The 26,049-nt window shown below is 67.2% G+C and carries 30 protein-coding genes and 1 tRNA gene; 12 read left to right on the forward strand and 19 right to left on the reverse strand.

The annotated features are described in order from the left end of the window. The first annotated feature begins 235 nt into the window (after nucleotides 1-235). Nucleotides 236-883 (forward strand): hypothetical protein, encoded by a 648-nt coding sequence (locus L0C60_RS03355; RefSeq protein WP_234503763.1) that lies wholly within the window; start codon nucleotides 236-238, stop codon nucleotides 881-883. Continuing rightward, complete coding sequence (locus tag L0C60_RS03360) at nucleotides 880-1,395, forward strand: hypothetical protein (protein ID WP_234503760.1); 516 nt, start codon at nucleotides 880-882, stop codon at nucleotides 1,393-1,395. The genes L0C60_RS03355 and L0C60_RS03360 overlap by 4 nt, the downstream gene beginning before the upstream one ends. Here L0C60_RS03360 and L0C60_RS03365 read toward each other — a convergent pair. From L0C60_RS03365 to ychF, 3 genes are all read right to left on the reverse strand, one after another. Then, nucleotides 1,363-2,241, reverse strand: a complete 879-nt coding sequence (locus tag L0C60_RS03365) for a tyrosine-type recombinase/integrase (protein ID WP_341474656.1) — start codon at nucleotides 2,239-2,241, stop codon at nucleotides 1,363-1,365. The genes L0C60_RS03360 and L0C60_RS03365 overlap by 33 nt on opposite strands. 145 nt (nucleotides 2,242-2,386) lie before the next feature. Continuing rightward, nucleotides 2,387-2,463: transfer RNA gene (locus tag L0C60_RS03370), tRNA-Met, on the reverse strand. Between the two features lie 61 nt (nucleotides 2,464-2,524). Further along, nucleotides 2,525-3,631: a redox-regulated ATPase YchF gene (gene ychF / locus L0C60_RS03375; protein ID WP_234503714.1), complete on the reverse strand. Its 1,107-nt coding sequence runs from the start codon at nucleotides 3,629-3,631 to the stop codon at nucleotides 2,525-2,527. Between the two features lie 73 nt (nucleotides 3,632-3,704). Between ychF and deoC the strand changes: the two genes are divergently transcribed. The 7 genes from deoC to L0C60_RS03410 are packed head-to-tail and all read left to right on the forward strand — an operon-like array spanning nucleotide 3,705 to nucleotide 9,563. Continuing rightward, a complete protein-coding gene (gene deoC / locus L0C60_RS03380) occupies nucleotides 3,705-4,364 on the forward strand; it encodes a deoxyribose-phosphate aldolase (RefSeq protein ID WP_234503712.1) in 660 nt (219 codons plus the stop codon). Further along, a complete protein-coding gene (locus tag L0C60_RS03385; RefSeq protein WP_234503711.1) occupies nucleotides 4,354-5,478 on the forward strand; it encodes a phospholipase D-like domain-containing protein in 1,125 nt (374 codons plus the stop codon). The genes deoC and L0C60_RS03385 overlap by 11 nt, the downstream gene beginning before the upstream one ends. Then, entirely contained in the window at nucleotides 5,454-6,017 is a 564-nt protein-coding gene (locus L0C60_RS03390) for a Maf family protein (protein ID WP_234503709.1), read from the forward strand. The genes L0C60_RS03385 and L0C60_RS03390 overlap by 25 nt, the downstream gene beginning before the upstream one ends. Continuing rightward, complete coding sequence (mreC, locus tag L0C60_RS03395) at nucleotides 6,014-6,802, forward strand: rod shape-determining protein MreC (RefSeq protein WP_234503706.1); 789 nt, start codon at nucleotides 6,014-6,016, stop codon at nucleotides 6,800-6,802. The genes L0C60_RS03390 and mreC overlap by 4 nt, the downstream gene beginning before the upstream one ends. Beyond that, the gene (locus L0C60_RS03400; protein WP_234503704.1) at nucleotides 6,799-7,257 is read left to right on the forward strand and encodes a rod shape-determining protein MreD; all 459 of its coding nucleotides are present in this window, start codon (nucleotides 6,799-6,801) and stop codon (nucleotides 7,255-7,257) included. Before mreC ends, L0C60_RS03400 begins: the two co-directional genes overlap by 4 nt. Further along, entirely contained in the window at nucleotides 7,254-8,996 is a 1,743-nt protein-coding gene (locus L0C60_RS03405) for a penicillin-binding transpeptidase domain-containing protein (RefSeq protein ID WP_234503702.1), read from the forward strand. The genes L0C60_RS03400 and L0C60_RS03405 overlap by 4 nt, the downstream gene beginning before the upstream one ends. Before the next feature lie 9 nt (nucleotides 8,997-9,005). Then, on the forward strand, nucleotides 9,006-9,563 hold the full coding sequence (locus L0C60_RS03410) for a septum site-determining protein MinC (RefSeq protein WP_243092518.1): 558 nt from the start codon (nucleotides 9,006-9,008) through the stop codon (nucleotides 9,561-9,563). Here L0C60_RS03410 and L0C60_RS03415 read toward each other — a convergent pair. The 11 genes from L0C60_RS03415 to L0C60_RS03465 form a co-directional block, all read right to left on the reverse strand. Next, the gene (locus L0C60_RS03415) at nucleotides 9,523-9,960 is read right to left on the reverse strand and encodes a DUF420 domain-containing protein (protein WP_243092519.1); all 438 of its coding nucleotides are present in this window, start codon (nucleotides 9,958-9,960) and stop codon (nucleotides 9,523-9,525) included. The two genes, L0C60_RS03410 and L0C60_RS03415, sit on opposite strands and share 41 nt — an antisense overlap. Continuing rightward, nucleotides 9,957-10,229 (reverse strand): hypothetical protein, encoded by a 273-nt coding sequence (locus L0C60_RS03420; RefSeq protein ID WP_243092520.1) that lies wholly within the window; start codon nucleotides 10,227-10,229, stop codon nucleotides 9,957-9,959. Before L0C60_RS03420 ends, L0C60_RS03415 begins: the two co-directional genes overlap by 4 nt. A gap of 30 nt (nucleotides 10,230-10,259) precedes the next feature. Beyond that, nucleotides 10,260-10,832: a hypothetical protein gene (locus L0C60_RS03425; protein WP_243092521.1), complete on the reverse strand. Its 573-nt coding sequence runs from the start codon at nucleotides 10,830-10,832 to the stop codon at nucleotides 10,260-10,262. A gap of 22 nt (nucleotides 10,833-10,854) precedes the next feature. Beyond that, nucleotides 10,855-11,532, reverse strand: a complete 678-nt coding sequence (locus L0C60_RS03430) for an outer membrane beta-barrel protein (protein ID WP_243092522.1) — start codon at nucleotides 11,530-11,532, stop codon at nucleotides 10,855-10,857. Nucleotides 11,533-11,597: 65 nt separating this feature from the next. Further along, a complete protein-coding gene (argJ, locus tag L0C60_RS03435; protein ID WP_243092523.1) occupies nucleotides 11,598-12,743 on the reverse strand; it encodes a bifunctional glutamate N-acetyltransferase/amino-acid acetyltransferase ArgJ in 1,146 nt (381 codons plus the stop codon). Next, nucleotides 12,734-13,771: an N-acetyl-gamma-glutamyl-phosphate reductase gene (gene argC, locus L0C60_RS03440; protein WP_152024465.1), complete on the reverse strand. Its 1,038-nt coding sequence runs from the start codon at nucleotides 13,769-13,771 to the stop codon at nucleotides 12,734-12,736. Before argC ends, argJ begins: the two co-directional genes overlap by 10 nt. Nucleotides 13,772-13,773: 2 nt before the next feature. Continuing rightward, complete coding sequence (locus L0C60_RS03445) at nucleotides 13,774-14,292, reverse strand: Uma2 family endonuclease (protein WP_071677684.1); 519 nt, start codon at nucleotides 14,290-14,292, stop codon at nucleotides 13,774-13,776. A gap of 4 nt (nucleotides 14,293-14,296) precedes the next feature. Next, on the reverse strand, nucleotides 14,297-15,202 hold the full coding sequence (gene argF / locus L0C60_RS03450; RefSeq protein WP_243092524.1) for an ornithine carbamoyltransferase: 906 nt from the start codon (nucleotides 15,200-15,202) through the stop codon (nucleotides 14,297-14,299). Nucleotides 15,203-15,245: 43 nt separating this feature from the next. Next, nucleotides 15,246-15,929, reverse strand: a complete 684-nt coding sequence (bshB1, locus tag L0C60_RS03455) for a bacillithiol biosynthesis deacetylase BshB1 (protein WP_234503684.1) — start codon at nucleotides 15,927-15,929, stop codon at nucleotides 15,246-15,248. Next, complete coding sequence (plsY, locus tag L0C60_RS03460; protein WP_234503682.1) at nucleotides 15,922-16,524, reverse strand: glycerol-3-phosphate 1-O-acyltransferase PlsY; 603 nt, start codon at nucleotides 16,522-16,524, stop codon at nucleotides 15,922-15,924. Before plsY ends, bshB1 begins: the two co-directional genes overlap by 8 nt. Before the next feature lie 10 nt (nucleotides 16,525-16,534). Beyond that, the gene (locus L0C60_RS03465) at nucleotides 16,535-17,314 is read right to left on the reverse strand and encodes an ABC transporter permease (protein ID WP_234503679.1); all 780 of its coding nucleotides are present in this window, start codon (nucleotides 17,312-17,314) and stop codon (nucleotides 16,535-16,537) included. 24 nt (nucleotides 17,315-17,338) lie between these two features. On the opposite strand from L0C60_RS03465, the gene L0C60_RS03470 reads away from it, so the two are divergent. Genes L0C60_RS03470 through L0C60_RS03480 form a run of 3 tightly spaced genes read left to right on the forward strand, consistent with a single transcriptional unit; the run spans nucleotide 17,339 to nucleotide 19,642 of the window. After that, complete coding sequence (locus L0C60_RS03470; RefSeq protein ID WP_234503676.1) at nucleotides 17,339-18,337, forward strand: ABC transporter ATP-binding protein; 999 nt, start codon at nucleotides 17,339-17,341, stop codon at nucleotides 18,335-18,337. After that, complete coding sequence (locus tag L0C60_RS03475; RefSeq protein ID WP_234503675.1) at nucleotides 18,334-19,110, forward strand: ABC transporter permease; 777 nt, start codon at nucleotides 18,334-18,336, stop codon at nucleotides 19,108-19,110. Before L0C60_RS03470 ends, L0C60_RS03475 begins: the two co-directional genes overlap by 4 nt. A gap of 7 nt (nucleotides 19,111-19,117) precedes the next feature. After that, entirely contained in the window at nucleotides 19,118-19,642 is a 525-nt protein-coding gene (locus tag L0C60_RS03480) for a Uma2 family endonuclease (protein WP_234503674.1), read from the forward strand. Here L0C60_RS03480 and cimA read toward each other — a convergent pair. Genes cimA through ilvB form a run of 5 tightly spaced genes read right to left on the reverse strand, consistent with a single transcriptional unit; the run spans nucleotide 19,623 to nucleotide 26,015 of the window. Beyond that, a complete protein-coding gene (gene cimA / locus L0C60_RS03485) occupies nucleotides 19,623-21,203 on the reverse strand; it encodes a citramalate synthase (RefSeq protein WP_234503672.1) in 1,581 nt (526 codons plus the stop codon). The two genes, L0C60_RS03480 and cimA, sit on opposite strands and share 20 nt — an antisense overlap. Nucleotides 21,204-21,205: 2 nt before the next feature. After that, on the reverse strand, nucleotides 21,206-22,762 hold the full coding sequence (locus L0C60_RS03490; protein ID WP_234503670.1) for a 2-isopropylmalate synthase: 1,557 nt from the start codon (nucleotides 22,760-22,762) through the stop codon (nucleotides 21,206-21,208). Between the two features lie 45 nt (nucleotides 22,763-22,807). Continuing rightward, on the reverse strand, nucleotides 22,808-23,821 hold the full coding sequence (gene ilvC, locus L0C60_RS03495; RefSeq protein WP_234503669.1) for a ketol-acid reductoisomerase: 1,014 nt from the start codon (nucleotides 23,819-23,821) through the stop codon (nucleotides 22,808-22,810). Beyond that, nucleotides 23,818-24,330 carry an acetolactate synthase small subunit gene (ilvN, locus tag L0C60_RS03500; RefSeq protein WP_234503667.1) on the reverse strand — a complete coding sequence of 171 codons (513 nt, stop codon included), beginning with the start codon at nucleotides 24,328-24,330 and terminating at the stop codon, nucleotides 23,818-23,820. The genes ilvC and ilvN overlap by 4 nt, the downstream gene beginning before the upstream one ends. Further along, nucleotides 24,327-26,015 (reverse strand): biosynthetic-type acetolactate synthase large subunit, encoded by a 1,689-nt coding sequence (gene ilvB, locus L0C60_RS03505; RefSeq protein WP_234503641.1) that lies wholly within the window; start codon nucleotides 26,013-26,015, stop codon nucleotides 24,327-24,329. The genes ilvN and ilvB overlap by 4 nt, the downstream gene beginning before the upstream one ends. Nucleotides 26,016-26,049 lie beyond the last annotated feature (34 nt).

A 26,049-nucleotide genomic window follows, 5' to 3' on the forward strand; every position in this document is an offset into this window, starting at 1 on the left:
CGTCGCTCGCTCCAAGCCGCACCCTTCCAAGGCTTCCGGTACCCGAACCTCGGACGCCGCCGCCAACGGGCCACCTGAGGGCGGGGGTGGCGAAGACGGCGGGGAAGGCGGGGACCAGGAGGACGACCCACCGCCGCCGCTAAGGGCCGCCCCCAAGCGCCGGGGCCGTCCGGGAAAGACCCGCCGCTTCCGGGCCTTCCCTTCACATAGAACGCATAAAAAGCGCCGCGCGATTTTGGACGCCATCGCCGAGGCTCTGGCGGGGCGCCCTGCCGCCCTTTTCCTCACCCTAACCCCCACCACCCCCACCCCGGATGAGGCCCGCCGCCTGGCCGCCGTCCACCCATCCATCGCCAAATGCTTTTCCGCGTTCGCGGCTCGCCTTCGCCGGGAAGGGGCCCTTTTCGCCGTCGTGGTAGAAACGCGGTCGGACGCTGGCGCCTTTTTCCCCCATGCCCACGGCATCGTAGCCGGGGTGCCTCTGGCCCGCCTAAAGGTCCTGGCGGCGCGTTCGGGGCTGACGCTCCACGCGGAAGCCTTGCGCGACCCCCGGGCCGCGGCGCGGTACCTCGCGAAGGCCGCCCAACGTCGGCATTACGACGCCATTCAAGGCGCGCGGGGCTTTTGGGCCTCCACGGGGAGGGTTGTGTACCCGGGTACACAAAAGGCGCGCTCCCTCCCCGCTGAACCTGTGCGGCTAGCCCCTGGCGTGGTGGTAGTGGACATCCCCCGCTTCTTGCGGGCTAACCTGGCAGGCCTGCGAAGCCCTTCCCCCGTCGTCCGCAAAGCCTCGGCCACGGCCCTTCGCGCCTTCTGCCAGGCCACGGGGCTTCCTCCTGACCCCCAAACGCTTGCGGCCTTTGCGGAAGGGGGTGGCCCATGACCCCGCGTTCCTTCTTCGCCGACTTGGCCTACGGCCGCGCGGCGGAAGCGGACCCCAAAGTCCGGGCCTTATTAGGCCAACTTTACCCGGGCTACCCCATCACCCCTGCGCCCCCCGGCCTGGACCTCGAGGGCGTTGACCTTGTCATTGACCGCCCCGGCTTCCCCGTCCCTGTCCAGGTCAAGCGCTACCGGGGAACCCTGCACCCCCTTCGCACCGCCCTGGTCTTCCTAGAGGACATCGCGGACCTGGACAGGGGCACCCCGGGGTGGCTGTGGACAAGCCCCGCCGACCTCCTGGTCATCGCCTACGCCGACGAGCCCCTTGCCCTCCACCTTCCCACCCTGCGCGCCATCGCCGCCGAAAGGGGGGAGAAATGGGGCCCCTACTTGGACATAACGAAAACCGAAGGCCGCGGCGGACGCATTTGGTATAGCGTGGTTTGGCGCGTCCCTTTGCGGGAAGTAGAAGGCGCCGTGCTAACCATCCCGAAGGAGGCCCAGGGTAGGTGATACCTTGCCATGGATTTCCCTCAGGTCCTTTTCCGCAAGCCGCACATAGTGGGCGGTCATGGCTGGGGACTGGTGCCCCATAAGCATTTGCAGGGCATAGGGGTTCATCCCGTTCTTGACCATGACCACCGCCGCGCCCCTACGAAAGGCGTGGGGGGACTTGTAGGGGACGCCCGCCGCCCTAGCAAGCCGCCGTAGCATTTGCCGGACCGCATCGGCCGTTATCGGCCTCCCCGTACCGCTAAGGAATAGGGCATCGCTTGTGCTTTCTGGCCTTTCGTTCCTAAGATAGGCCCAAACCGCCCTCCGCGTGGGCGCCGAAATGGGAAGCACCTGGTATGCCCCACCCTTGCGCTTTACCCTTATCCCTTCAGGGCGAACATCCTCGAGCCTAAGGCCAACAATCTCCCCTATCCGGGCCGCCGTATCCCAAAGCAGAAGCAGTATCGCCTTGTCCCGGAAGGGGTGCTTCCCACCATCCGCCGCTAGGAGCATCTTGCGTACCTCCCCGGGCCTCACCACCGCAAGGTCGGGGGGTGGCGCCTTGGGCGGCTTCATCCTGGCCGTGGGGTCATGTTCCAAGACGCCCTCCCGCACAAGCCACCGGAGGAAGGGCCGCACGGCCCGGTAGCGCGCCACAACCCCACCGGGGCTAAGCCCTTCCTCGTGGGACCGCGCGAGGAAGACCCTAAGGTCCTGCGTCGTTAAATCCTGCACCCGCTTGTCCCCCACAATCCTAAGCATGCTCCTAACCCCTTCCCCATAAAAGGCCAAGGTCCTGGGCGACAACCCTCTAGCCTTCCCGTCCTGCAAGAACACCCCAAACCATTCCGATAGCCTTTCCACACAACCCCTCCCGTGTTCGGTTTTGTACCGGGTACGACCACATGATTGTGTTCGGATGACGCGGGACAAGGGGGTGTTCGCCTGTTTCTGGGGAAGCGAGGATTTTGCGATAAGAAAGCCCCGGGAAGTCCCTTCCCGGGGGCGCTGGTGGCGGCGGTGGGACTCGAACCCACGACACCACGATTATGAGTCGTGTGCTCTAACCACCTGAGCTACGCCGCCAAGGGCGCCAGGCAACCCCCATCTTAGGGGAGGCTTCGGGTTCGGTCAAGCAGCAAGGGCATCACGCGTTGAAGAGCACGAAAAGGACATCTCCGTCCTGCACCTCGTACTCCTTGCCCTCCAAGCGCACCCAGCCCCGCTCCTTGGCCTTGGCCCACCCCCCCGCCTCCACCAGCCGGTCCCAGGGGATGACCTCGGCCCGGATGAAGCCCCTTTCCATGTCCGAGTGGATCTCCCCCGCTGCCTCCGGGGCCTTGGCGCCTCGGCGCACCGTCCAAGCCCGCACCTCCTTCTCCCCAGCGGTGAAGAAGGTGAGGAGGCCCAAGGCCCGGTACCCCGCCTGGGCCAAACGCTGCAGGCCGCTTTCCTTAAGGCCGTAGGCGGCGAGGAGCTCCTTAGCCTCCTCTTGCGAGAGCTCGGCCAGTTCCGCCTCCAGCTTGGCGGACACCACCACCACCTCCGCCCCTTCCGCCTCCGCCTTCTCCCGCACCGCCTGGACGTGAGGGTTCCCCGCCCCCTGGGGTAGGTCCTCCTCCGCCACGTTGGCCACGTAGATCACCGGCTTGGCGGTGAGGAGGGGGGTTTCCTTGAGGAAACGGCCTAGTTCCTCGGAAGGGGGAAAGGTGCGGGCGGGCTTTCCCGCCTGGAGGTGGGCGTAGAGGCCTTCCGCCGCCTCCAAAAGGGGAAGCTTCTCCCGGTCAGCGCGGGCCTCCTTGCGCAGGCGTTCAAGCCGGCGCTCCAAGGTGGCGAGGTCGGCGAGGAGGAGCTCGGTCTCCACCACCTCGGCGTCCTCCAAGGGGTCCACCCGGCCCATGACGTGCACCACCCCGGGGTCGGGAAAGCACCGGAGGACGTGGGCGATGGCCGCCACCTCGCGGATATGGGCCAAAAACTGGTTCCCGAGCCCCTCCCCCTTATGGGCCCCCTTCACGAGGCCGGCGATGTCCACGAACTCCACGTGGGTGGGGACCACGGGGGGTACCCTTTCCCCTTTGGCGAAAACCTTCTGCAGGGCGTAAAGCCTTTCGTCCTCTAGGGGCACCACCCCCACGTTCTTGTCAATGGTGGCGAAGGGGTAGTTGGCGGCGAGCGCCCCGGCTCGGGTCAGGGCGTTAAAGAGGGTGGACTTGCCCACGTTGGGTAGACCTACGATGCCGACTGCAAGCATGCTTACCTCAAAAAAAGCCCCGCTTGGGGGCCTCTTTCCATCCTATCACGCCCTTTGCGTATGATGGCGGGGTATGGACCTGGCCGCCCACATTGACCACACCCTCCTGAAACCCACGGCCACCCCGGAGGAAATCCAAAAGGTGGCGGAAGAGGCGCTGGAGTACGGCTTTTATGGCCTTTGCATTCCCCCCTCCTACGTGGGCTTCGTGCGGGAGCGCTACCCCCATGCCCCCTTCCGCCTGGTGACCGTGGTGGGCTTTCCCCTGGGGTACCAGGAAAAGGAGGTGAAGGCCCTCGAGGCTAGCCTGGCCTACGCCCGAGGGGCGGACGAGATTGACATGGTCCTCCACCTGGGCCGGGCCCTATCCGGGGACTTGGCCTACGTGGAGGAGGAGGTGCGCGCCGTGCGCCGGGCGGTGCCCCGGGCGGTGCTCAAGGTGATCCTGGAAACGGGCCACTTCCCCCCCGAAGCCCTGGAGGCCCTGGCCGAGGCCGCCATCCAAGGCGGGGCGGACTTCCTCAAGACCTCCACGGGCTTTGGCCCCCGGGGGGCGAGCCTGCCCGACGTGGAGCTCCTGGTGCGGGTGGCGAGGGGCCGGGCCCAGGTGAAGGCGGCGGGGGGCATCCGGGACCGGGAAACCGCCTTGAAGCTCCTGGCGGCGGGGGCGAGCCGGCTCGGCACCTCCAGCGGCGTGGCCCTGGTGCGGGGGGAGGAGGCCGGTGGGTACTAGGCGGAAGCCAAAGACCCTAGGGGGGCTTCCCGGCTACCTGCTCCTCCTCGTCCTTCTCCTCCTTTGGGCCTACCAAGAACTCCGGAGGCCCGCCCCGCCCCCGGTGGAGGCGGGGAAAACGGAGGTCTACTTCATGCCCCAGGATGGGGAACGGGCCAAGGCCCGCCTCCTCGCCCTCATGGCCTCGGCCCAGGAAGCGCTAGAGGGGGCCTTCTACGAGTTCCGCGACCTCAAGATCGCCCAAGGCCTCCTCGCCGCCCACAAGCGGGGGGTAAGGGTCCGGCTTTACGGGGAAAGCGACTACCGGGAAGACTTCCGCCGCTACCTGGTGGCGGCCTCCCTAGGGCAAGGGGAAGAACCTCCAAGGGTACCCCGCGCCCTCCTAAGGGAAAGGGTCAAGCCCCTTTCCCTAGACTGCGAGGAAATCGCCGGCATCCCCGTCTGCTACGACGAGCAGGAAGGCTTCATGCACCACAAGTTTCTGGTGGCGGACCAAAAGGCGGTGTGGACGGGAAGCGTGAACATGACCTGGAACGCCTTCGCCCGCAACAACGAAAACGCCCTCCTCCTCCCCTCCCCCACCTTGGCGGAAGGCTACGCCCGGGAGTTCCAGGCCCTTTATGGGGGCGCCAAGGAGGGCCTGGGCCGCCCCGTGGACTTCGCCCTGGAGGGGGTAGAGGGTACCGCCTACTTCAGCCCCCAAGGGGGCAAGCTCGCCCAAGAGGCAATCCTTCGCCAGATCCGGGCGGCGCAGAGGGAAATCCTGGTGGCCGCCTTCGTCCTCACGGACCGGGAAATCGTGGGGGCCCTCTTGGAGGCCAAGAAGCGGGGTGTGGACGTGCGGGTGGTCCTCGAGGCCCGCAACCTGGGGGATAGCCAAGACGAAAGGCTCCGCGAGGAGGGTATCCCCGTGCGCAAGGACGCCAACCCCTACACCCTGCACCACAAGGTCATGGTCCTGGACGGAAGCCACGTGATCACGGGAAGCTACAACTTCTCCTTCCGCGCCCGGGAGGTGAACAACGAAAACCTCCTGGTCCTAAGGAGCCCCACCCTGGCGGAGGCCTACCGAAAGGAGGTGTTAAGGCTTTGGGAGGCGGGCGAACCCCTTTAGTCCTGGCCTCCGGTAGCCCCAGGCGCAGGGCCCTCCTCGAGGCCCTGGGCTACCCCCTCAAGGTGGTGGTCCCGGGGGTCAAGGAAGAGGGCCTGGACCTCCCCCCGGCCGAGCTCGCCCAGGCCCTCGCCCGGCGCAAGGGGGAAAGCGTGGAAGGGGAATGGGTCCTGGCGGCGGACACCGTGGTGGACCTCATGGGCAAGGCCCTCGGTAAGCCCAAGGACCCGGAGGAGAACCGCCTTTTCCTCAGGCTCCTTTCCGGGAAAGCGCACCTCGTCCACACCGCCATCTACCTGCGCACCCCCAAGGACCTGGTCCTGGAGGTGCACACGGCAAAGGTGCGCTTCCGTTCCCTTTCCGAAGAGGAAATCGCCTGGTACGTGGCAAGCGGGGAAGGCCTGGACAAGGCAGGGGGCTACGGGGCCCAGGGGCTCGGCATGGCCCTTTTGGAAGGGGTGGAGGGCGACTTCTACACCGTGGTGGGCCTCCCCGTCTCCCGGGTCTTCGCCCTGCTTTGGGAAAGGGGGTTTAGGCCGTGAGCGAAACCGCCTGGCGCCGCCTCTTCCTCCTCGCCCTCCTCGCCCTAGGGCTCACCCTGGCCGCCCTCACCCGGCCCCTCGCCCCCTCGCTTTCCCTCCGCCTCTCCCCCCTCACCGCTCCCTTGCCCGCCTTGGGGCACCGGTTTGGGGAAAACCTCCACGCGGGGGTTTCCGCCCTCCTAAACCGCCAAGACCTCTACCGGGAAAACCGCCTCCTCAAAGACCGGGTAGCGGCCTTAGAGGCGGAAAACCGCAGGCTCCGCCTGGAGGTGGAGCGCCTTTCCCGGGCCCTGAAGGTCCAGGAGGAGCAGGCCCCGGGGGTGGTGGCGGTGGCCCCCGTGGTGGGAGAAGACCTTTCGGGGCTTTACCGCCGCTTGGTGATTGGCCTGGGCGAGCGGGACGGGATCCGGGTGGGCATGCCCGTCACCGCCCCCGAGGGGCTTGTGGGCCTGGTGGTGGAGGTGGAGGCCAACCGGGCCCTGGTGCGCACCCTCCTAGACCCGGAAAGCCAGGTGGGGGTGCGGCCCGAGAAGGCCCCGGGGCGGGGCATCGCCCGCGGCGCCCCGCCGGACCGCCTCCTCGCCGAGTTTCCCCCCACGGTCAAGGTGGCCCCGGGAGACCTCCTCCTCACGGGGGCGCCCTTAGGCCTTTTCCCGGCGGGCATCCCCGTGGGCCTGGTGGAGCGGGTGGAGCGGGTACAGGGCGGGCTCAAACTAAGGGCCTGGGCTAAGCCCTTGGTGGAGCTTTCCCTCTTGGAAGAGGTCATCGTCCTGAGGCCCTTATGACGGCGCTTGTAGCCCTTCTTCTCACCCTTTTCCTGGCCGGGCTCCTTTCCGCCCTTTGGCCCCAAGGGCTTATGGCCCCGGACCTCTTCCTCCTCCTCGCCCTTTGGTACGCCGGGGGAAGGCCCTACTACCTGGGGCTTCCCATGGCTTTCCTCTTCGGCCTCCTCCAGGACCTTTTGGGGTATGGCCTCCTGGGCCTCCACGCCACGGGCCTCCTCTTCGCCTCTTACGCCTTCTACGCCGCAAGCCGCCGCCTGGTGGCCGGGGAAGGCCTGGGAACCATCTTCGCCTTCCTCTGGGCTTTCCTCGCCAAGTGGTTCGGCTACTTCCTGGTGGCCTACTGGCTCCGCCTGGAGTTGCCGCCCCTCTCTCTCCTGGACCTCCTCCTGGAAGGGGTTTTCACCCTGCCCCTCTTCCTCCTTAGCCTGCGCCTACGGGTTGGCAAGGGAACATGACCGCACGCCTTTACGCCCTCATGCTCTTCTTCCTCCTGGCCTTTGGCCTCCTTGGCCTGAGGGCCTGGCAACTCCAGGTCCTGGAGCACGAGAAGTATGCCCTGAAGAGCCAGGGGAACTACCTGAAGACCGAGGGCATCCCTGCCCCCCGGGGGCGGATCCTGGACCGCAAGGGCCGGGTGATCGCCCAAGACCGGCTGGTGGTGGACCTGGTCTACGAGGGAGGGGAGGTGGCCTTTAAGGAAAGGCTTCTCCCGCTTTTGGGCATGAAGGAGCTCCCCAAGGAGCCGGGGGTGCTCAAGGCTGGGGTGCCGGAGCACCTCCTCCCCACCCTGGCGGAGCTCACCGCCGGGCAGGGGAACCTGAAGCTGGTGGAGCGCATTGAGCGCTACTACCCCAACCCCATCTCGGGGCCCGTTTTGGGCTACGTGCTCCAGGCCAACGCTGAACAGGTCAAACAGGGCTATAGCCCCGAGGAGCAGGTGGGGCAGGCGGGCCTCGAGGCCGCCCTCGAGCCCTACCTTCGGGGCAAGCGAGGGGTCAGGGCGGTGGAGGTGAACGTCCGGGGGGAGCGCCTGCGGGAGACCATCTTGGAGGAGCCCACCCCGGGGAAGGACGTGGTCCTCTCCCTGGACCTGGACCTGCAACGGGCGGCGGAAAGGGCGCTAGAGGAAGCCCTAGCGGACATCAATACCGGCCGCAGGCTCCATGGCCTCCCCCCCGCCACCCGGGTCAAGGGGGCCATCGTGGCCCTGGACCCGAGGACCGGGGAGATCCTGGCCATGGCGAGCGCCCCCTCCTTTGACCCGAACCTCTTCGCCAGGCGCCCCGTGCCCAAGGAGGTCCAGGACCTCCTAAAGGACCCCGACCTCCCCCTCCTCAACCGCGCCCTCCAACCCTACACCCCGGGCTCCACCTTCAAGCTGGCCACGAGCTACGCCCTCCTGGAGGAGGGCTACGTGGGCCCAAGCACCACCTACCGCTGTAGCCCCTACATCGTCTACGGGGGCCAGGTGCGCCGCAACTGGGCCACCCGGGACCTGGGTACCATGACGGTGCGGGAGGCCATCGCCTTTAGCTGCAACACCTGGTACTACCAGGCGGTGGCGCAAGACCCCTTGGGCTTCCCAGACCGCCTGGCGGCCCGCGCCCGGCTCCTGGGCCTTGGGGAGCCCACGGGGGTAGAGGTGGCGGAGAAGACGGGCCTCCTCCCCACCCGGGCCTGGAAGCGGGAGGCCTTGGGGGAGCCCTGGTACCCCGGGGAAACCCTTTCCGTGGCCATCGGCCAGGGCCCGGTCCTCGCCACCCCGGCCCAGATCGCCCGCATGCTGGCCACCCTGGCCAACGGGGGCAGGAAGCCCCGGCTCCACCTGGTAAGGCGGATCGGGGAAGAGGAGGTGAGGCCCGCCTTGGAGCCGGTACCGGGGCGCTTCTTCGCCGTGCTCCAGGAGGGCCTGCGCAAGACCGTGACCGAGGGCACGGCGCGGCACGTGCTCGGCAACTTCCCCGTGCCCACCGGGGGGAAGACGGGCACGGCGGAAACCCCGGGGAAAAGGCGGGGCCTCGAGCATGCCTGGTACATGGGCTATGGCCCCACGGACCCCCAAAGCCCCTACCCCCCCTTGGTGGTGGTGGCCTTCTTTGAAAACGGCGGGGAGGGTAGCCGGGTGGCCCTCCCCGCCGTGCGCAAGGTGATGGCGGCCTACTGGAAGGTGCCCGAGGAAGCCAGGTCCCCGTAGAATAGCCCCATGCGCCTCCGCGCCACACCCAAGGCCCTGGCCCTGCGCCTAGACGGCGGGGAAAGCGCCGAAGACATCGCCAAGCTCGCCCTCCCCGAGGGGCTTCCCCTGGAGGTGGAGGTGGCGGGCCCCGTGTCCCAAGAGGTCGTAGAGGCCCTCCTGGCCTTAGGCCGCCCCCTCACCCTCGTACCCGCCCGAAGCCACAAGGGCCTAAGCACCCTGGTGGTGAGCAAAACCCTAAGGGCCGGGGAGCGGGTGGAGCACCCTGGCACCGTCGTGGTCCTGGGGGACGTGAACCCAGGGGCCGAGGTGGTGGCGGGTGGGGACGTGATCGTGGTGGGGAAACTCCGGGGCCTCGCCCACGCCGGGGCAGGGGGGGATGAGGAGCGCTTCATCTTCGCCCTAAGCCTCGGCGCCAAGCAACTGCGCATCGGGCCCCACCTGGCCCAGGCCCCCGAGGGGGAAGCGGCGGAGGGGCCCGAGCTCGCCCGGGTGGTGGAGGGGCGGATCGTGGTGGAGCCCTGGGCTAGAAGGCGATCCCCCCCGACTCCACCCCGTAGCGCTTGAGCACGAGGTAAATGACCCAACCCGTGAGGGCCACGTAGAGCCAGATGGGCACCAGGACCTTAGCCCAGCGCTTGTGGAGGGCGAACTCGCCCCTAATGGCCCGCCAGATAACGTAAAGGGCCAAAGGCCCGTTCAGGGTGGCCAAAAGGGTGTGGGTGATGAGGATAAAGTAGTAGACCCCCCGCCAAGCCTCCGGCCCCCCATAGGCCGTGGTGCCGTAAAGGCCCCACTTGGTGAGGTAGAAGACCAAGAAGAGGGCCGCCAAGCTGGTGGCGACGAGCATGGTGCGGTGGTGAAGAACCCGCTCCCCCCGGCGGATCAAGACCACCCCCACCACGAGGGCCAGGCCCGAAAGACCAATGCTCCAAACGGCAAGCAAGCCGAGAAGTTCCTTCATTGGCGTTCTCCCAAACGTTCGCTTAGAAGCCGCACCGCCTCGAGGCGGGCGGTGCGGGCGTAGCTATACCCCCTGAGGTAGTCCTCCTCCTGGCCTAAAAGCTGGTAAAGCCTGAGGTACGCCACCGCCAAAAGCCCGTCCCGCTCCCGGATCGGGGGGAGGCGGTGGAGGAGCCTGGCGATTTCCCGGAAGCGCCCCGCCTCCCGGGCCTCGAGGGGGGTCTCCCTCAGGGCCCGGGCCAGGTCGTGAAGGGTTTCCCCTAGCGGCATACCGGCCCAAAGTGTACCACAAGGCGCCCCTTAGGGAATGCGCCTAGAAGAACGGTTGCCAGCGGCGTCCACCGCTACCACCACCGCTCCCGAAGGGACCTCCACCAAAAAGGAAACCCTGGCTTCCTTGGGCAGGGAAAGCGGCGTGTAGCGCCCCCCCATTTGCACCACCACCCGGTCCACCCGCACGTTGTCCTCCACCCGGCCATAGACCCGGTAAAGGCTCCCCTCCCGCTCTAGCCTTTCCAGCACGATGCGGGGCGGCGCGGCGTCCAGCACCAAGGGAACGCGCCGCTCCACCCGGTGGCCCAGGGCGTCCACCGCCTCCATCCTCAGTTCCACCTCCCCCGAGGTGGGGGCCTGTAGGCGGAAGCGGAAGCGCACGAGCCGCTTGCCCTTCTCCGCCTCCCCCAGCACCTCCGCCCCTTGCGCCCGCACGCTCGCCACCCCGGAGGGGTCAAAGGCGTAGCCCTCCACCACCAGGGCCTTGCCGGGGGCCACCGCTCCACCTAAGGGCTCCACCAGGCCGAGCTCCGGCGGGGCCCCATCGGGCCGGGCACAACCGGCAAGGAAAAGCAAAAGAAGAAGGGGATGCCTAAGCATCCCCTTCATGCTACCCTAGGGCTTAGAAGCGATAAGCGGCGCCCACGCGGAGCTTGAAGACCCACTCGGGCTGGGTAACCCGTTCGTTGCGGCTATCGTAGCCGCTGTCCCCGGGGCACACAGTGCCCTCATTCTTATTCCCGGAGTCATCCTCAACGACACGCTTGAAGCAAGCGTTCAGGTAGTAGTCCGCCCCCAGGTCCCCCACCAGGCTCAGGTTGGGCATGAGGGGGTAAGCGAGGCGCACACCGGCGCCGAAGCCAAACTGGTTGGTGGAAACAGATTCGCTCTTGGTGCCCGAAATCTTATTCTGCGGATCCGTATAGCCACCCGAGAAGAGGTTGTAGCGGATCCCGGCGTAAGGCGCCACCTCCACCGGCAGACCCAAGCCCGCCACCTTGTAGAGAACATCCAAGGAAAGGGTGATGTTTTGGCCCCACTCGGAGAGCTCGTTGGTCTTCTTGTAGTCACCCCAAGTCGTGCCTCCCCCAAGGTCATACCCATCGTCCAGCGCATCGCTCTGGGCGAAGCCCACGCCCAGCCGCACCCCCAAGGGAAGCCCAGGGGTAAAGTCCTCCGCCACCACAGCCAGTTGCCCGCCTAGGTTTCCGTAGAGGCCAGCACCAGCCTCCACGGAAAACTTCTGCGCCATGGCCGCCGTCAGGAGAGCCGCAAAAGCTACAACCACCGCTTTCTTCATCCTTCACCTCCATATAGAGGGTTTCCACCCTCGTGAAGATATGCTACGTTCTTCCCAAGAAAAAGTCAAGTCGTGTACAAGGCGTTTATGCGCACATACCCCTCGGTCAGGTCGCACCCGTAGGCCTCCCCCACCCCTTCCCCCTCTCCCAGGTCCACCAGGACCTCCACCACCTCCTGGCGCATGGCCTGGCTCGCCCTCTCCCGGTCAAAGGGGAGGTCCCCGCCGGCGTACAGGGGGATACCTTGGAGGGAAATCCGCACCCGCAAGGGGTCAAATCGGGCCCCCGAGTTGCCCAAGGCGGCCAAAATCCGTCCCCAGTTGGGGTCGTTCCCGTAAAGGGCGCTTTTCCAAAGGAGGCTTCCCGCCACCGCCCTAGCCGCCCGCCTCGCCTCCTCCTCCGTGACCGCCCCCACCACCCGCACCACCAAAAGCTTCGTGGCCCCTTCCCCATCCCGGGCAATCCTCTTGGCAAGCTCCCGCGCCACCCCTTCCAAAGCCTGGAAGAGGGCTTCGGGCGGCACCTCCCCATAAGCCCCATTGGCCATGACCAGGGCCAGGTCGTTGGTGGAGGTGTCCCCGTCCACGGTCACCTGGTTGAAGGTGCGGTCCACGATGCCCCTCCAGGCCTCCCGCAAGGCCTCCTGGGGCACCCAGGCGTCCGTGACCAAAAAGGCCAGCATGGTGGCCATGTTGGGGTGGATCATCCCACTTCCCTTGGCGATGCCCACCACCCTGGCCCCCGCCACCTCGGCCTCCGCCACCTTGGGCACCAGGTCGGTGGTGAGGATGGCCTCGGCGAAGGGGTCGGCGTAAGGGGTGAGCTCTATTTGCGGCAGGCCCGCCGCGATCCGCTCCACGGGCAGGGGCACCCCGATCACCCCCGTGGAGGCGGTGAGCACCTCCTCGGGGGCAAGGCCCAGGCGGAAGGCGGCGAGCTCGGCCATCCGCGCGTCGTCCCGAAAGCCCCGCTCCCCCGTGGCGCAGTTGGCGTTGCCGGCGTTCACCACCACGGCCCGCAAGGGGGCTCCGGTGGCGTAAAGCCCCCGGCCCCGGTGGATGGAAGGGGCCGCGGCCCGGTTCTGGGTGGCGGCGTAGGCCCATTGGGCGGGAAGCCCTGAGACCAAAAGGGCCAGGTCCGGCTTGCCCGAAGGCTTGATGCCCGCCCGGGTAGCCCCGGCGCGGAAACCCCTGGGTAACCTCACGGCCATACGCCCTCCTTGGGCAAGGCGGTGTCCTCGGGTAGGCCCAGCATCAGGTTCAGGTTCTGCACCGCCTGCCCCGCCATGCCCTTCACCAGGTTGTCCAAGGCGGCGAAGACCAGGACGCGCCCAGTCCTTTCCTCGTAGAGGGGCTTGAGGTCCACCCGGTTGGCGCCATAGGTGCCCTTGGTCTCGGGAAGCCCCCCCAAAACCCGCACGAAGGGCTCCCCTAGGTAGAAGTCCCGGTAGAGGGCGTCCAGAGCCTCCTGGCTCCAGGTCCCCTCCACCTCCGCCTCCGCGGTGACCAAAATCCCCCGGGTCATGGGCACCAGGTGGGGGGTGAAGGAAAGGCGCACCTCCCGCCTGGGCCCGTGGGTGCGCACCCTCCGCCCTTGGGCCAGGAGGCGGCCCAGGTTCGCTTCCATCTCGGGGATGTGGCGGTGGGTGCCCCCTACCTTGTAGGGTTTCAGGTTCTCGTTCACCTCGGCGAAGAAGGTGCCCTCCCCCTCCCTGCCCGCCCCCGAAACCCCGCTTAAGCCCACCACGAAGGCACGCCGGAGAACCCCTTCCGCCGCCAAGGGAGCGAGGGCCAAGGTGGCGGCGGTGACGTAGCAGCCAGGGTTCGCCACCAGGCGGGCTTCCCTGAGCTCCTCCCGGTGGAGCTCGGGCAGGCCGTAGACCGCCTCCCGGAAGAGCTCGGGGCTTTGGTGGCGGATCCCGTACCAGGCCTCGTAGACCTCCGGGGGAAGGCGGTAGTCCCCGGAAAGGTCTATGACCCGCTTGCCCGCGCGAAGGGCCTCGGGGGTGATCCCCATGGCGAGGCCGTTGGGGAGGGCCAGAAACAGGACGTCCGCCCGCTCCAAGACCTCCTCTTGGGCAACGAAGGGCCTTTCGTCCCAAAGCTGGGGCCAGGCGGAAGAAAGGGGTCTACCCTCGTGCTTGCGGCTGGAAAAACCCACCAGTTCCACCCCAGGATGGCGCTTAAGCAGGCGGAGGAGCTCCGCCCCGCCATACCCCGAGGCGCCCAGGATCCCCACCCTTACCACGGCACCTCCAGAAGAACTTCCGGGAAGGCCAGGGGCGCCAGGCGCTCCCCGGGCTTAACCCAGATCTGCTCCCGGTAGTGGTCCTCCTCCGGGGTGCGGAAAACGAGGAGCCGGCTTCCCTGGAGGTCCTGGACCCAAACCTCGGGCACGCCCATACGGGCGTATAGGGGCACCTTTTTGCCTAAATCGTACTCCAAGGAAGCATCGGAAACCTCCAGGAGCAAAAGCACGTCCTCCGCCCCAGGAAGGCGCTCCCCATAGTCCCCCGGCCGCAGAAGGGCCAGGTCCGGCTCCAAATACACATCCGGAGCCAGGGCCAAGGGACCCTGAACCTGCACCAACGCTTCGGGAAAGCGCTCCACGAAGAGACGGTTCCAGCGGTTCAGAACGTAGGCGTGGCGTGGGCCGATGGGTGCCATCTGGTAAATCTCCCCCTCCAGAAGCTCCACCCCCCGCTCGGGCAGGGGAAGCTTCAGGAACTCCTCCAGGCTAAAGCGGTAAGGGCGGACCATACCCCTACTTTAGCAAGGTGAGGAGGACGGCTTTGGCGGTGTGGAGACGATTTTCCGCCTGGTCAAAGACGCGGCTTTTGGGGCCGTGCACGGCTTCCTCCGTGGTCTCCTCTCCGTAGTGGGCGGGGAGGCAGTGGAGGAAGATCCCTTCGGGGTGGAGGAGGGAGAGGAGTTCCCCGTTCACCTGGAAGCCACGGAAGTCCTTGAGGCGCTTTTCCCGCTCCGCCTCCTGGCCCATGCTGGTCCAGACGTCCGTGTAGAGGGCGTGGGCCCCAAAGGCGGCCTCCTTGGGGTCGTGGGTGAAGTAGGCCTTGGCCTTTTCCAGAAGGGCGGGATCGGGCTCGTAGCCCTTAGGGGTGGCCACCCGCACCCTTAGCCCCACCAGGGGCGCGACCTCCAGGAGGGAGTTTAAAACGTTGTTCCCGTCCCCCACCCAGGCCACCTCGAGGCCCTCCCACCCCCCGAAGGCCTCCTTCAGGGTGAGGAGGTCCGCCAGGGCCTGCAGGGGGTGGGCCCAGTCGGAGAGGGCGTTGATGACGGGGATGCGGGCGTGGCGGGCCAGGGCCACCACGGTCTCGTGCCGGTAGACCCGGGCGGCGATCCCCTCCACAAAGCGCTCCAGGTTCTTGGCGATGTCCCTCACGGGCTCCCGCTCCCCGATGCCCACCTGTTTCTGGTCCAGGTAAACCGCATTCCCTCCCAGGTGGAGCATGGCCACCTCGAGGGTGGTCCGGGTGCGCAAGGAGGGCTTTTCAAAGAGGAGGGCGAGGACTTGGCCCTTGAGGTCCTCCCCGCGGTAGCGCTCCCGCTTAAGCCTTTCCGCCAGGGAAAGGAGCCTTTTAAGCGCCTCGGGGCCGTAGCCGGAAAAGTCCAAAAGGTCCTTGGGCAGGGTCAGGGCGTCTCCCCCCATGAGGCCCTTAGGATACCCCGCCCTTGCAAAGTTATGCAAGACCCTAGGCCCGGGACCAGGGGACGTAGAGCACGGGAAGCGGGCTCACAAAGGGCTCGGCGTAGTCCACCCCCAGGTAGTTGCCAAAGTAGCGGCGCATGGCCTTGCGGGCCTCCACCCCTCTAGGCCCCACGGTCTCGCTCGCCGCCTCCCCGGAAAACTGGCTCCTGTAGGCCAGGACCGCCTGCTCCCACTGGTCTATGAAGGCGGAGATCTTCACCAGGAAGCTGGGGGTGAAGGGGTGGTTGCCCGGGTAGAAGAAAAGCCTTTCCACCCGGTGGGGCTCCCCCTCCACGGGGGCCTTCTTCAGGCCCGCCAGGTGGAGGGCAGCCACCGCCAGGCGGCTTGCCGCCGTGTGGTCGGGGTGGCGGTCGGCCTCGAGGGGAGCGAAGAGGATGCGGGGCCGAAGCCTCCGCAAGGCCTCCGCAAGCCTAAGGCGCTGCTCGGGGATGTCGGCAAGCCCCCCGTCGGGAAGCCCTAGATTTCCCCGGAAGTCCAGGCCCAGGATGCGGCTCGCCTCCGCCACCTCCCGGGCCCTCTCCTCCGGGGTGCCCTTGGTGCCCATCTCCCCCCGGGTAAGGTCCAAGATGCCCGTGGAAAGCCCCTCCGCCTTGGCCCTGGCCAAGGTCCCCCCACACCCGAGCTCCCCGTCGTCGGGGTGGGGGGCGATGACCAAAAGGTCAAGCATCCCTCACCTCCACCCGCTCCCCAAGCCGCCTTTCCGTGCCCGCCTGGAGGCGCTTTAGGTTTTCCCGGTGGGTGAAGAAGATGAGGAAGGCCATGAGGGCCACGGTGCCCACCTCCCAGAGGGGCCGCCCCAGGGCCAAGGCGAGCACCAAGGCCGCCACCCCCCCGGTCATGCTCCCCGCCGAAACGTAGCGGGTGAGGAGCATCACGGATAGCCCAATGGGCAGGGTCCAAAGGGCGAGGGCTGGGTCCAGGAAGAGAAGGGTGCCGAAGCTGGTGGCCACCCCCTTCCCCCCTTTAAACCCCAAGAACACGGAGTAGTTGTGCCCCAAGACCGCCGCCAAGGCCACCCCCCCAAGCAAGGGCCCCTCTATCCCCACCGCCCGGGCGATGAGCACGGCAATGCCCCCCTTGAACACGTCAAAGAAGGCCACCACGAAGGCGGGGCCAGGGCCCAAGGTCCTAAGGACGTTGGTGGCCCCGATGTTCCCCGAACCCACCTTGCGGATGTCCACCCCGTAGGTGCGGGCCACCAGGACCCCCGCCGGGATGGAGCCGAAGAGGTAGGCGAGAAGGAGGACCCAAAGCCAGTCCATGGGGTGGATTTTAACTGCTCGCCGATGTGTAGCTCCGAAGGGCCAGGCGGAAGAAGCCCCGCGCCAGGAGGAAAAGGCCCAGGGCAAGCCCCAACGCCACCCAGGGCGCCCCCCTTCCCAAGGCGGCCTCCGCCGGCACCGTGGTGAGGAAGGCCACGGGCACCACGAAGGTGAAGAAGAAGCGGTAGAGGGCCGGATAGCTGGAGGCGGGAAAGCGCCCCGCCTCCAAGAGCCCCCGCAGGACCTCGGTGACGTTGTAGATCTTCACGAACCAGATGCTGGTGGTGGCGAGGAGGAACCAGAGGCTATAGAGGATCACCGCCCCCAAAAGCCAGTAGAGGGCGAAGAGGAGGTAGTCCTGAAGCCCCAGGCCAAGCCGGCCTCCCCCATAGAGGAGAAGCCCAAGCCCCAGGAGGAAATCCCCGAGGCCCCAAGGGGAGAAGACCCTCAAGGAGAGCCAAAACTGGGGGTCCAAAGGCTTCAGGAGCACGAAGTCCAGGGTGCCCTGTTGCACGTGCTCCACGATCTTGTTGAGGTTGGGGGCGAAGAGGGTGCTCCCAAGCCCCTGGAGGAGGGTAAAGGCGGCGAGGACCAAAAGGGCCTCCTCCCAGGCCCATCCCCCTGGCCGGTACCCCCCTTGGTAGAGGAGGACGAGGCCGAAGAGGGCCCCAAGAAGGGTAAGCGCCGAGGAGAAAAGCCCGAGGAGAAAGTTCAGGCGGTACTCCATCTCCGCCGCCAGGGAAAGGCGTAGGAACAGGCCGAAAACCCGTAGATAACGCACGAAAACCATTACACCACAGGGTAGACTTAGGGGGTGCGCGAAGAGGCCATCATCCTGGCCCAGGACCTCACCAAGCACTACCGCGTGGCCCTAAAGGAGGAAAGCCTCCTGGGTACCCTGCGCCACTTCCTCTTCCGCCAGTACCGCCTGGTGCGGGCCGTGGAGGGGGTGAGCTTCGCCATCCGGCGGGGGGAGGTGGTGGGCTTCCTGGGCCCCAACGGGGCGGGCAAGACCACCACCCTGAAGATGCTCACGGGCCTCATCCACCCCACCCGGGGCCAGGCCCTGGTGGCGGGGCACGTGCCCTGGCGGCGGGAAAAGGCCTTCCTGAAGAAGATCACCCTGGTCATGGGCAACAAGCAACAACTCATCTGGGACCTCCCGGCCATGGACACCTTCCGCCTGAACGCCGCCATCTACGAGATCCCCGAGCGGGAGTTTCGGCGGCGGGTGGGGGAGCTCGCCGAGATGCTGGGCCTAGGGGACAAGCTCCACCAACCCGTGCGCAAGCTCTCCTTGGGGGAGAGGATGAAGGCGGAGCTTTTGGCCGCTCTCCTCCACCGGCCGGAGGTGCTCTTCCTGGACGAGCCCACCCTGGGCCTGGACGTGAACGCCCAGGTGGCGGTGCGGGCCTTCGTGCGGGCCTACAACGCCCGCTACGGGGCCACCGTCCTCCTCACGAGCCACTACATGGCGGACATCGCCGCCCTGGCGGACAGGGTCCTCGTGATCCACCAAGGCCGGCTCCTTTACGACGGGGAGCTTGCGGGCCTCACGGCCCGCTTCGCCCCCTACCGGGAGGTGCGCCTGGTCCTCGCCCGGCCCCTTCCCCGGGAGGCCCTTGCGCCCTTTGGGGAGGTGCGGGAGGTGGAGGGGCAGGAAGCGCGCCTCCTCGTCCCCCGGGATGGGCTCACGGAGCGGGTGGCCCTGATCCTAAAGCGGCTTCCCGTGGAGGACCTCGAGGTCAAGGAACCCCCTCTGGAAGAGGTCATCGCCCGGGTCTTCCAAAGCCCCAAGGAGGTGGAAGGATGAGGAAGGCCAGGACCCTTCTTGCGGTCTACCTCGCCTACATGCTGGAGTACCGGGCGGAGCTTTTCCTTTGGGCCTTGGCGGGGGCGCTTCCTTTAATCCTCCTTGGGGTCTGGACCGAGGCGGCGCGGCACGGGGACTTTCCCCTAAGCCCTGGGGAGTTCGCCCGCTACTTCCTCATGGTCTTCCTGGTGCGCCAGGCCACGGTGGTCTGGGTGGTGTGGGAGTTTGAGCGGGACGTGGTGGAAGGGAGGCTTTCCTTCCGCCTCCTGAGGCCCCTGGACCCCTTCTTGGACCACCTGGCGGCCCACGTGGCGGAAAGGCTCGCCCGGCTTCCCTTTGTGGTCCTCCTCACCCTCCTCTTCTTCCTCCTCTTTCCCGAGGCCCGCTTCCGGCCCGAGCCCTTGCCCTTCCTCCTGGGGCTTCTCCTCACCGCCTTGGCCTTTTTGCTCCGCTACCTCATGCAGTACGTCACCGCCCTCCTCACCTTCTGGAGCGAGCGGGCCACGGCGGTGGAGGAGGTCTTCTTCCTCCTTTACCTCTTCCTCTCGGGGACCATCGCCCCCCTCGAGGTCTTCCCCGAGCCCTTGCGCTCCCTCGCCCTCCTCACCCCCTTCCCCTACCTGGTCTACCTCCCCGCCGCCCTCCTTGCCGGACAGGAGGTGCGCCTTTTCCCGGGCCTTTGGGTGATGCTCCTCTGGGGGCTTTTCTTCCTCCTCCTTTGGCGGGGGCTTTGGCGGCTTGGGCTTAGGCACTACTCCGGCCAAGGGGCATAATGGGGGTATGGCCACCCGGTACCGGTTCCGCGTGGAGGAGTTTGAGCGGGCCTTCCAAGGGGTGCCGCACGTGGAGCTACTGCGGGGAGAGGTGTACCAGATGAGCCCCATCGGCCCTAGGCACGTGCATAAGGTAGCCCAACTGGACGAGCGGTTCCAGGAAGCCTTCCGGGGCAAAGCCGTTATCTTGGTGCAAAGCCCCTTGCGCCTCTCCGAAGACTCGCAGCCCGAGCCGGACCTCCTGGTGCTCAAGCCCCCCCTGGAGCGGTATGCGGAAAGGCTTCCTGCCCCGGAGGACGTCCTCTTCTTGGTGGAGGTGGCGGACACCTCCTTGCCCTTTGACAAGGAGGTGAAGCTTCCCCTCTACGCCGAGGCGGGCATCCCCGAGGTGTGGCTCCTAAACCTCCAGGAAAACCTCCTAGAGGTGTACCGGGACCCCCGGGGCGGGCGGTACCGGGAGATCCGCCTCCTCACCCCGGAAGAGCCCGCAAGCCCCCTGGCCTTCCCCGAGGTCAGGCTTCCCTGGGGGTAAGGGCGCGCACGGGAAAGAGGAGGGCGTAGGCGTAGCCGTCCGTGAGGGCCTTGAGGGAGGCCTCGAGGATGTTCTCGCTGGCCCCCACCGTGGCGAAGCGCTCCTCCCCCCGCCGCATCTCGGTCATCACCCGCACCCCCGAGTTGGTGCCTGCCTCCTGGCCCGAGAGGATGCGCACCTTGTAGTCCGTGAGCTCCACCTCGGCGAGCTCCGGGTAGAACTGCAACACCGCCTTGCGGAAGGCCCGGTCCAGGGCGGAAACGGGCCCGAAGGGGCTTTCGGCGGCGGTGTGTTGGAGCGTCTCCCCCACCCGCACCCTCACCGTGGCCTCGGCCCAGGCGGTGTCCAGGCCCGAGCCGTGCACGAAGACGCTAAACCCCTCCACGCTAAAGGGAAGGGCCCCGCCCTTCAGGCGGTGGGCCAAAAGGTAGAAGCTCGCCTCCGCCCCCTCAAAGGCGTAGCCCTCGTACTCCAAGGCCTTCACCTCCTCCAGGAGGCGCCTGGCCTCCTCCTTGGAGAGGTCCACCCCGAGCTCCTGGAGCTTGGCGAGGAGGTTGGAGCGGCCCGAGACGTCCGAAACCAGGAAGCGGCGAGTATTCCCCACCCACTCCGGGGGGATGTGCTCGTAGGTGCGGGGGTTTTTGAGAACGGCGGACACGTGCACCCCCGCCTTGTGGGCGAAGGCCGCCTCCCCCACATAGGGGGCGCGGCGGTTTGGGGTAAGGTTGGCCCGTTCGTCCACGAAGTGGGAGAGCTCCCGAAGGCCCTTTAGCCTTTCCGGGGGGATGGCGGGGATGCCGTACTTGAAGACCAGGGTAGGGAGGAAGCTGGTGAGGTTTAGGTTGCCGCACCGCTCCCCGTAGCCGTTGATGGTGCCCTGGGCGTGGGTGGCCCCGGCCCGCACCGCCGCCAGGGCGTTGGCCACGGCGAGCTCGGCGTCGTTGTGGGGGTGGATGCCGATGCGAACCCCGGGAAAGCGCTCCACCACGGCCTTGGTGATGGCGTAGACCTCCTCAGGGAGGCTTCCCCCGTTGGTGTCGCAGAGGACCAGGGTGTCCGCCCCTCCCTCCCGGGCGGCCTCGAGGGTGGCGAGGGCGTAGGCGGGGTCCTCCTTGTAGCCGTCAAAGAAGTGCTCGGCGTCGTAGATCACCCGCTTTCCCCTCTGGGCGAAGAAGGCCACCGTGTCCCGGATCATGCGGAGGTTCTCCTCCAGGGTGGTCTCCAGGGCCTCGAGGACATGAAGGGTCCAGCTCTTGCCAAAGAGGACCACCACCGGGGTCTCCGCCTCCAGGAGGGCGAGGACGGAGGGGTCCTCCTCTGGGGAAAGCCCCTTGCGGCGGGTGGCCCCGAAGGCGGCGAGGCTCGCCGCCCCCAGGTCCACCCCCTTCATGCGGGCGAAAAACTCGGCGTCCTTGGGGTTGGAGCCAGGCCACCCCCCCTCAATCACGTGGACGCCGAAGGCGGCCAAACGCTTGGCGATGGCCACCTTGTCGTCCACGGAGAGGCTCACCCCCTCCCCTTGGGTGCCGTCCCGGAGCGTGGTGTCCAGGATCTCCACCATGCCTAAACCCCTCGCTCCACCTCGGCGATGGAAGGGGGGTGCCGGGTGGCCCGGCCCGAGGCCAGCTTCCCGGCGGCGTCCAAGAAGGCCAGGGCGCTCGCCTCAATGATGTCGGGGGAAACCCCCACCCCCACCGCCTGGAGCTCGCCGAGCCTGAGCCGCACCGTCACCTGGCCCAAGGCCTCGGTGCTCCCCGTGATGGCCTCCACCCGGTAGAGCTCAAGCTCGGGCCTGAGGCCAATGGCCTCCTGGATGGCCTTGTACACGGCGTCCACCGGCCCGTCCCCCGTGTGGGTGGCCACCCTTTCCCCATCGGGGGTCCTTACCTTCACCGTGGCCGTGGGCAGGAGGCCCGAGCCCGAGAAGAACTGCACGTGCTCCAGGGCGAAGAAGTGGGAGGCGGGCTCGCGCTCGCTTTCCACCAGGGCCTGAAGCTCCTCGGCGGAAAGGGGGCCCTTCTTCTCGGCGATCTCCTTGAAGCGGGCGAAAAGCTTCTTCAGGTCCTCCTCGGAGAGGTCCTTGTAGCCCAGGTCCTCGAGGGCCTTTCTAAAGGCCGCCCGTCCCGAGTGCTTCCCGAGGACGATCACCGCAGGCCGGCGGCCGATGAGCTCGGCGTCCATGATCTCGTAGGTGGCCCGGTGCTTCAGGACGCCGTCTTGGTGGATGCCGGACTCGTGGGCGAAGGCGTTGTCCCCCACGATGGCCTTGTTGGGAGGAACGGGCATCCCCGTGTACCGCTCCACCAGGCGGGAAACCCGGTAGATCTCCCGGGTGTTGATCTGGGTGTAGGCCTTGTACCAGTCGCGGCGCACGTAGAGGGCCATGACCACCTCCTCCAAGGAGGTGTTCCCCGCCCGCTCCCCGATGCCGTTGATGGTGCACTCCACCTGGCCCGCCCCGTTTTCTATCCCCGCCAGGGCGTTGGCCGTGGCCAGGCCCAGGTCGTCGTGGGTGTGGGTGGAGATGATGACGTCCCGGCCCCGCACCACCTCGTCGCGGATGCGGCGGATGAGGGCCCCGTACTCCCCGGGGGTTCCGTAGCCCGTGGTGTCGGGGATGTTGATGGTGGTGGCCCCCGCCTCTATGGCCACCTCGTAAAGCCGCTTCACGAAGTCCCAGTCCGCCCGCATCACGTCCTGGGCGGAAAACTCCACGTCGTCCACGTAGCGACGGGCGTAGCGGACCATTTTATCGGCCATCTCCAAAACCTCCTCCTCCGTCTTCTTCAGCATGTACTCCAGGTGGATTTTGGAGGCGGAGGTGAAGACGTGGATCCTGGGCTTTTCCGCCTTCTCCAGGGCCTTGGCCGCCTGGTCAATGTCCAGGGTGTGGGTGCGGGCCAAGGCGGCGATGATGGGGCCCTTGACCTCCGTGGCGATGCGCCGTACCGCCTCAAACTCCAAGGGCCCGGATACGGGGAAGCCCGCCTCAATGATGTCCACGTTGAGCCGGGCCAGGGCGTGGGCGATTTCCAGTTTTTGGTCCAAGGAAAGCGCCACCCCTGGGCTTTGCTCGCCGTCCCTGAGCGTGGTGTCAAAGATCCGAATGTGCCGCTCCATGGTTCCCTCCCTTACGCAGAAGGCCCCCAAAAGGGGGCCTTCTCGCTACCCCACTTCCTCCAATACCCTCGCCCTGAGGAAGGGCATCATGGCCCGCAGCCTCGCCCCCACCTCCTCAATGGGGTGGGTCTTCCAGCGCTTGCGGTTGGCCTCGAGGACGGGCTGGCCCACCTGGTTCTCCAGCATCCACTCCCGGGCGAACTCCCCGGTCTGGATCTGCCGGAGGATTTCCCGCATGCGCCTTTTGGTTTCCTCCACTGGCACCGCCACCTCGCCCCGGGTGTAGTCCCCGTACTCGGCGGTGTTGGAGATGGAGTAGCGCATCCCGGCGAAGCCCGCCTCGTAGATGAGGTCCACGATGAGCTTCACCTCGTGCACGGTCTCAAAGTAGGCCATCTCCGGCGGGTACCCCGCCTCCACCAGGGTCTCAAACCCCGCCTGGATGAGCCGGGTGAGCCCCCCGCAGAGCACCGCCTGCTCCCCGAAGAGGTCGGTTTCCGTCTCGTCCTTGAAGGTGGTGGCGATGACCCCGGCCCGGGCGGCCCCGATGGCCTTGGCGTAGGCCAAGGCGGTGGGGAAGGCGCTCCCCGAGGCGTCCTGGTGCACCGCCACCAGGGCGGGCACTCCGCTACCCCTTTGGTACTCGCTCCGGACCAGGTGGCCGGGCCCCTTGGGGGCCACCATCCAGACGTCCAGATCCCGCCTGGGCTTGATCTGGCCGAAGTGGATGTTGAAGCCGTGGGCGAAGGCCAAGGCCGCCCCTTCCTTCAGGTTGGGCTCTATCTCCTCCCGGTAGACCCGCCCCTGGGTTTCGTCGGGGAGGAGGACCATGACGATGTCCGCCTCCCGCACCGCCTCGGCCACGGAAAGCACCCGGAGCCCCGCCGCCTCCGCCTTGGCGAAGCTCTTGGAACCGGGCCGGAGGCCTACCCGGACGTCCACCCCCGACTCCTTCAGGTTCAGGGCGTGGGCGTGCCCCTGGGAGCCAAAGCCCAGTACCGCCACCTTCTTGCCGAGGATGAAGCCTAGGTCCGCATCGTGCTCGTAGTAAATCTTCATACCGCCTCCCGTTTTTCCCTGACCTTAAGGGTCCTCTCGCCGCGGCTCATGGCCACGGCCCCGGTGCGCATGACCTCGAGGATCCCGTAAGGCCTCAGGGCCTCAATGAAGGAGTCCACCTTCTTGGAGTCGCCGGTGAGCTCCAGGATCAGGCTCCTCTGGGCCACGTCCACCACCCGGGCCCGGAAGGCCTCCTGGATGTCCTTCACCGCAAGCCGCTCCTCCACCCCGGCCACGTGGACTTTTACCAGGCAAAGCTCCCGCTCCACGTGGGGCTCGGAGTGGTCCGTGACCTTGAGCACCTCTATGAGCCGGTTGAGTTGCTTCTCCACCTGCTCCAGGGTGTGGTCGTCCCCGGAAACCACCAGGCTGATGCGGGAAAGGCCGGGCACATGGGTGGTCCCCACGGCCAGGCTTTCCAGGTTGAAGCCCCGGCGGGCGAACAGGCTGGTGATGCGGTTCAGGACCCGGGGATGGTCCTGCACTAGGACCGAGATGACGTGCCTCACGCCTCCACCTCCTCCTTCTCCTCGGGGTGCTCGAGGATCATGTCCTCCGCGGCGCCGCCCGCGGGGATCATGGGGAAGACGCCCTCCTCGTGGTAGACCTTGAACTCCGCCACCACGGGCCCATCGGCGTTCAGGACCGCCTCCACGCCCTTCCTCAGGTCCTCCTTGCGCTCCACCTTGATGCCCCGGATGCCGTAGGCCTCGGCCAGGCGGGCGAAGTCCGGGTTGGAGTCCGCCAGGTAGACCTCGGAGTAGCGCTTGGCGTGGAAGAGGTCCTGCCACTGGCGCACCATCCCCAGGTAGCCGTTGTTCAGGATCACCACCTTCACGTCCAGGCCGTACTTCACCACCGTGGCCAGCTCCTGCAGGGTCATCTGGAAGGAGCCGTCCCCGTCAAAGTCAATGACGAGCTCGTCCGGCCGGGCGAACTTGGCCCCGATGGCGAAGGGAAGCCCCACCCCCATGGTACCCAGGCCCCCAGAGGTGATGAAGCTCCTGGGCCGGGTCACGGGGAAGAACTGGGCGGCGAACATCTGGTGCTGCCCCACCCCCGTGGTGACGATGGCGTTCCCCCCGGTGGCCTCAAAGAAGGCCCGGATCACCTCTTGGCTTTGCAGGTGGGGCCTAGGCTTCCAGCGCAAGGGGTAGCGGGTGCGCCACTCCTCCAGCTCCCGCCACCAGCTCGCAAGCTTCAGGGGCTTGGCCCCCTTGAGCATCTCCTTCAGGACCAGCCGGGCATCCCCCACGATGGGGATGTGGGTGCGCACCACCTTGCCGATCTCCGCCGGGTCTATGTCCACGTGGATGATGGTGTGGGCGTGGGGGGCAAAGCGGGAAACCTTGCCCGTGACCCGGTCGTCAAAGCGAAGGCCGATGGCCAGGATCACGTCGGCGTGGTGGATGGCCCGGTTGGCGGCCACGGTGCCGTGCATCCCCGGCATCCCGAGCCAGAGGGGGTGGTTGCCGGGGAAGGCCCCGAGGCCCATCAGGGTGGTGATCACGGGCAGGCCCGTCTTCTCGGCGAAGGCGAGGAGCTCGGCGTGGGCGTGCTGGGACCCGCCCCCCACCATCAGGATGGGCCTTTCCGCCTTCTCCAGGGCGTCCAGGGCCCGCTCAATCTGCTTGGGGTGGCCCTTGGTGGTGGGCTTGTAGCCGGGCAGGTCCAGCTCCACCTCAAAATCCCCCGTGAACTCGGCGAGCTGCACGTCCTTGGGGATGTCAATCAGGACGGGCCCCGGGCGCCCCGTGGAGGCGATGTGGAAGGCCTCCCGCACCACCCGGGGGATCTCGTTCACGTCCTGGACCAGGTAGTTGTGCTTGGTGATGGGCATGGTGACCCCGGTGACGTCCGCCTCCTGGAAGGCGTCCGTGCCGATGAGGGCCCGGGGAACGTTGCCGGTGATGGCCACCACCGGGGTGGAGTCCATGTAGGCGTCGGCAAGCCCCGTGACCAGGTTGAGCGCCCCGGGGCCCGAGGTAGCCATGACCACCCCCACCCGGCCGCTCGCCCGGGCATAGGCTGTGGCCGCATGCACCCCTCCTTGTTCGTGCCGCACCAGGATGTGGCGGATCTTGCTGTCATAGAGGGCGTCGTAGGTGGGCATGATGGCCCCGCCCGGATGGCCGAAGATCAACTCCACCCCTTCCCGTTCCAGCGCCTTTAAAAGTGCCTCCGCTCCCTTCATCGCCCCCTCCTAAACCGAAACCCCCCGGTTTCCC

Source organism: Thermus hydrothermalis (assembly GCF_022760925.1).
In the GTDB taxonomy this organism is placed as follows: Bacteria; Deinococcota; Deinococci; order Deinococcales; family Thermaceae; genus Thermus; species Thermus hydrothermalis.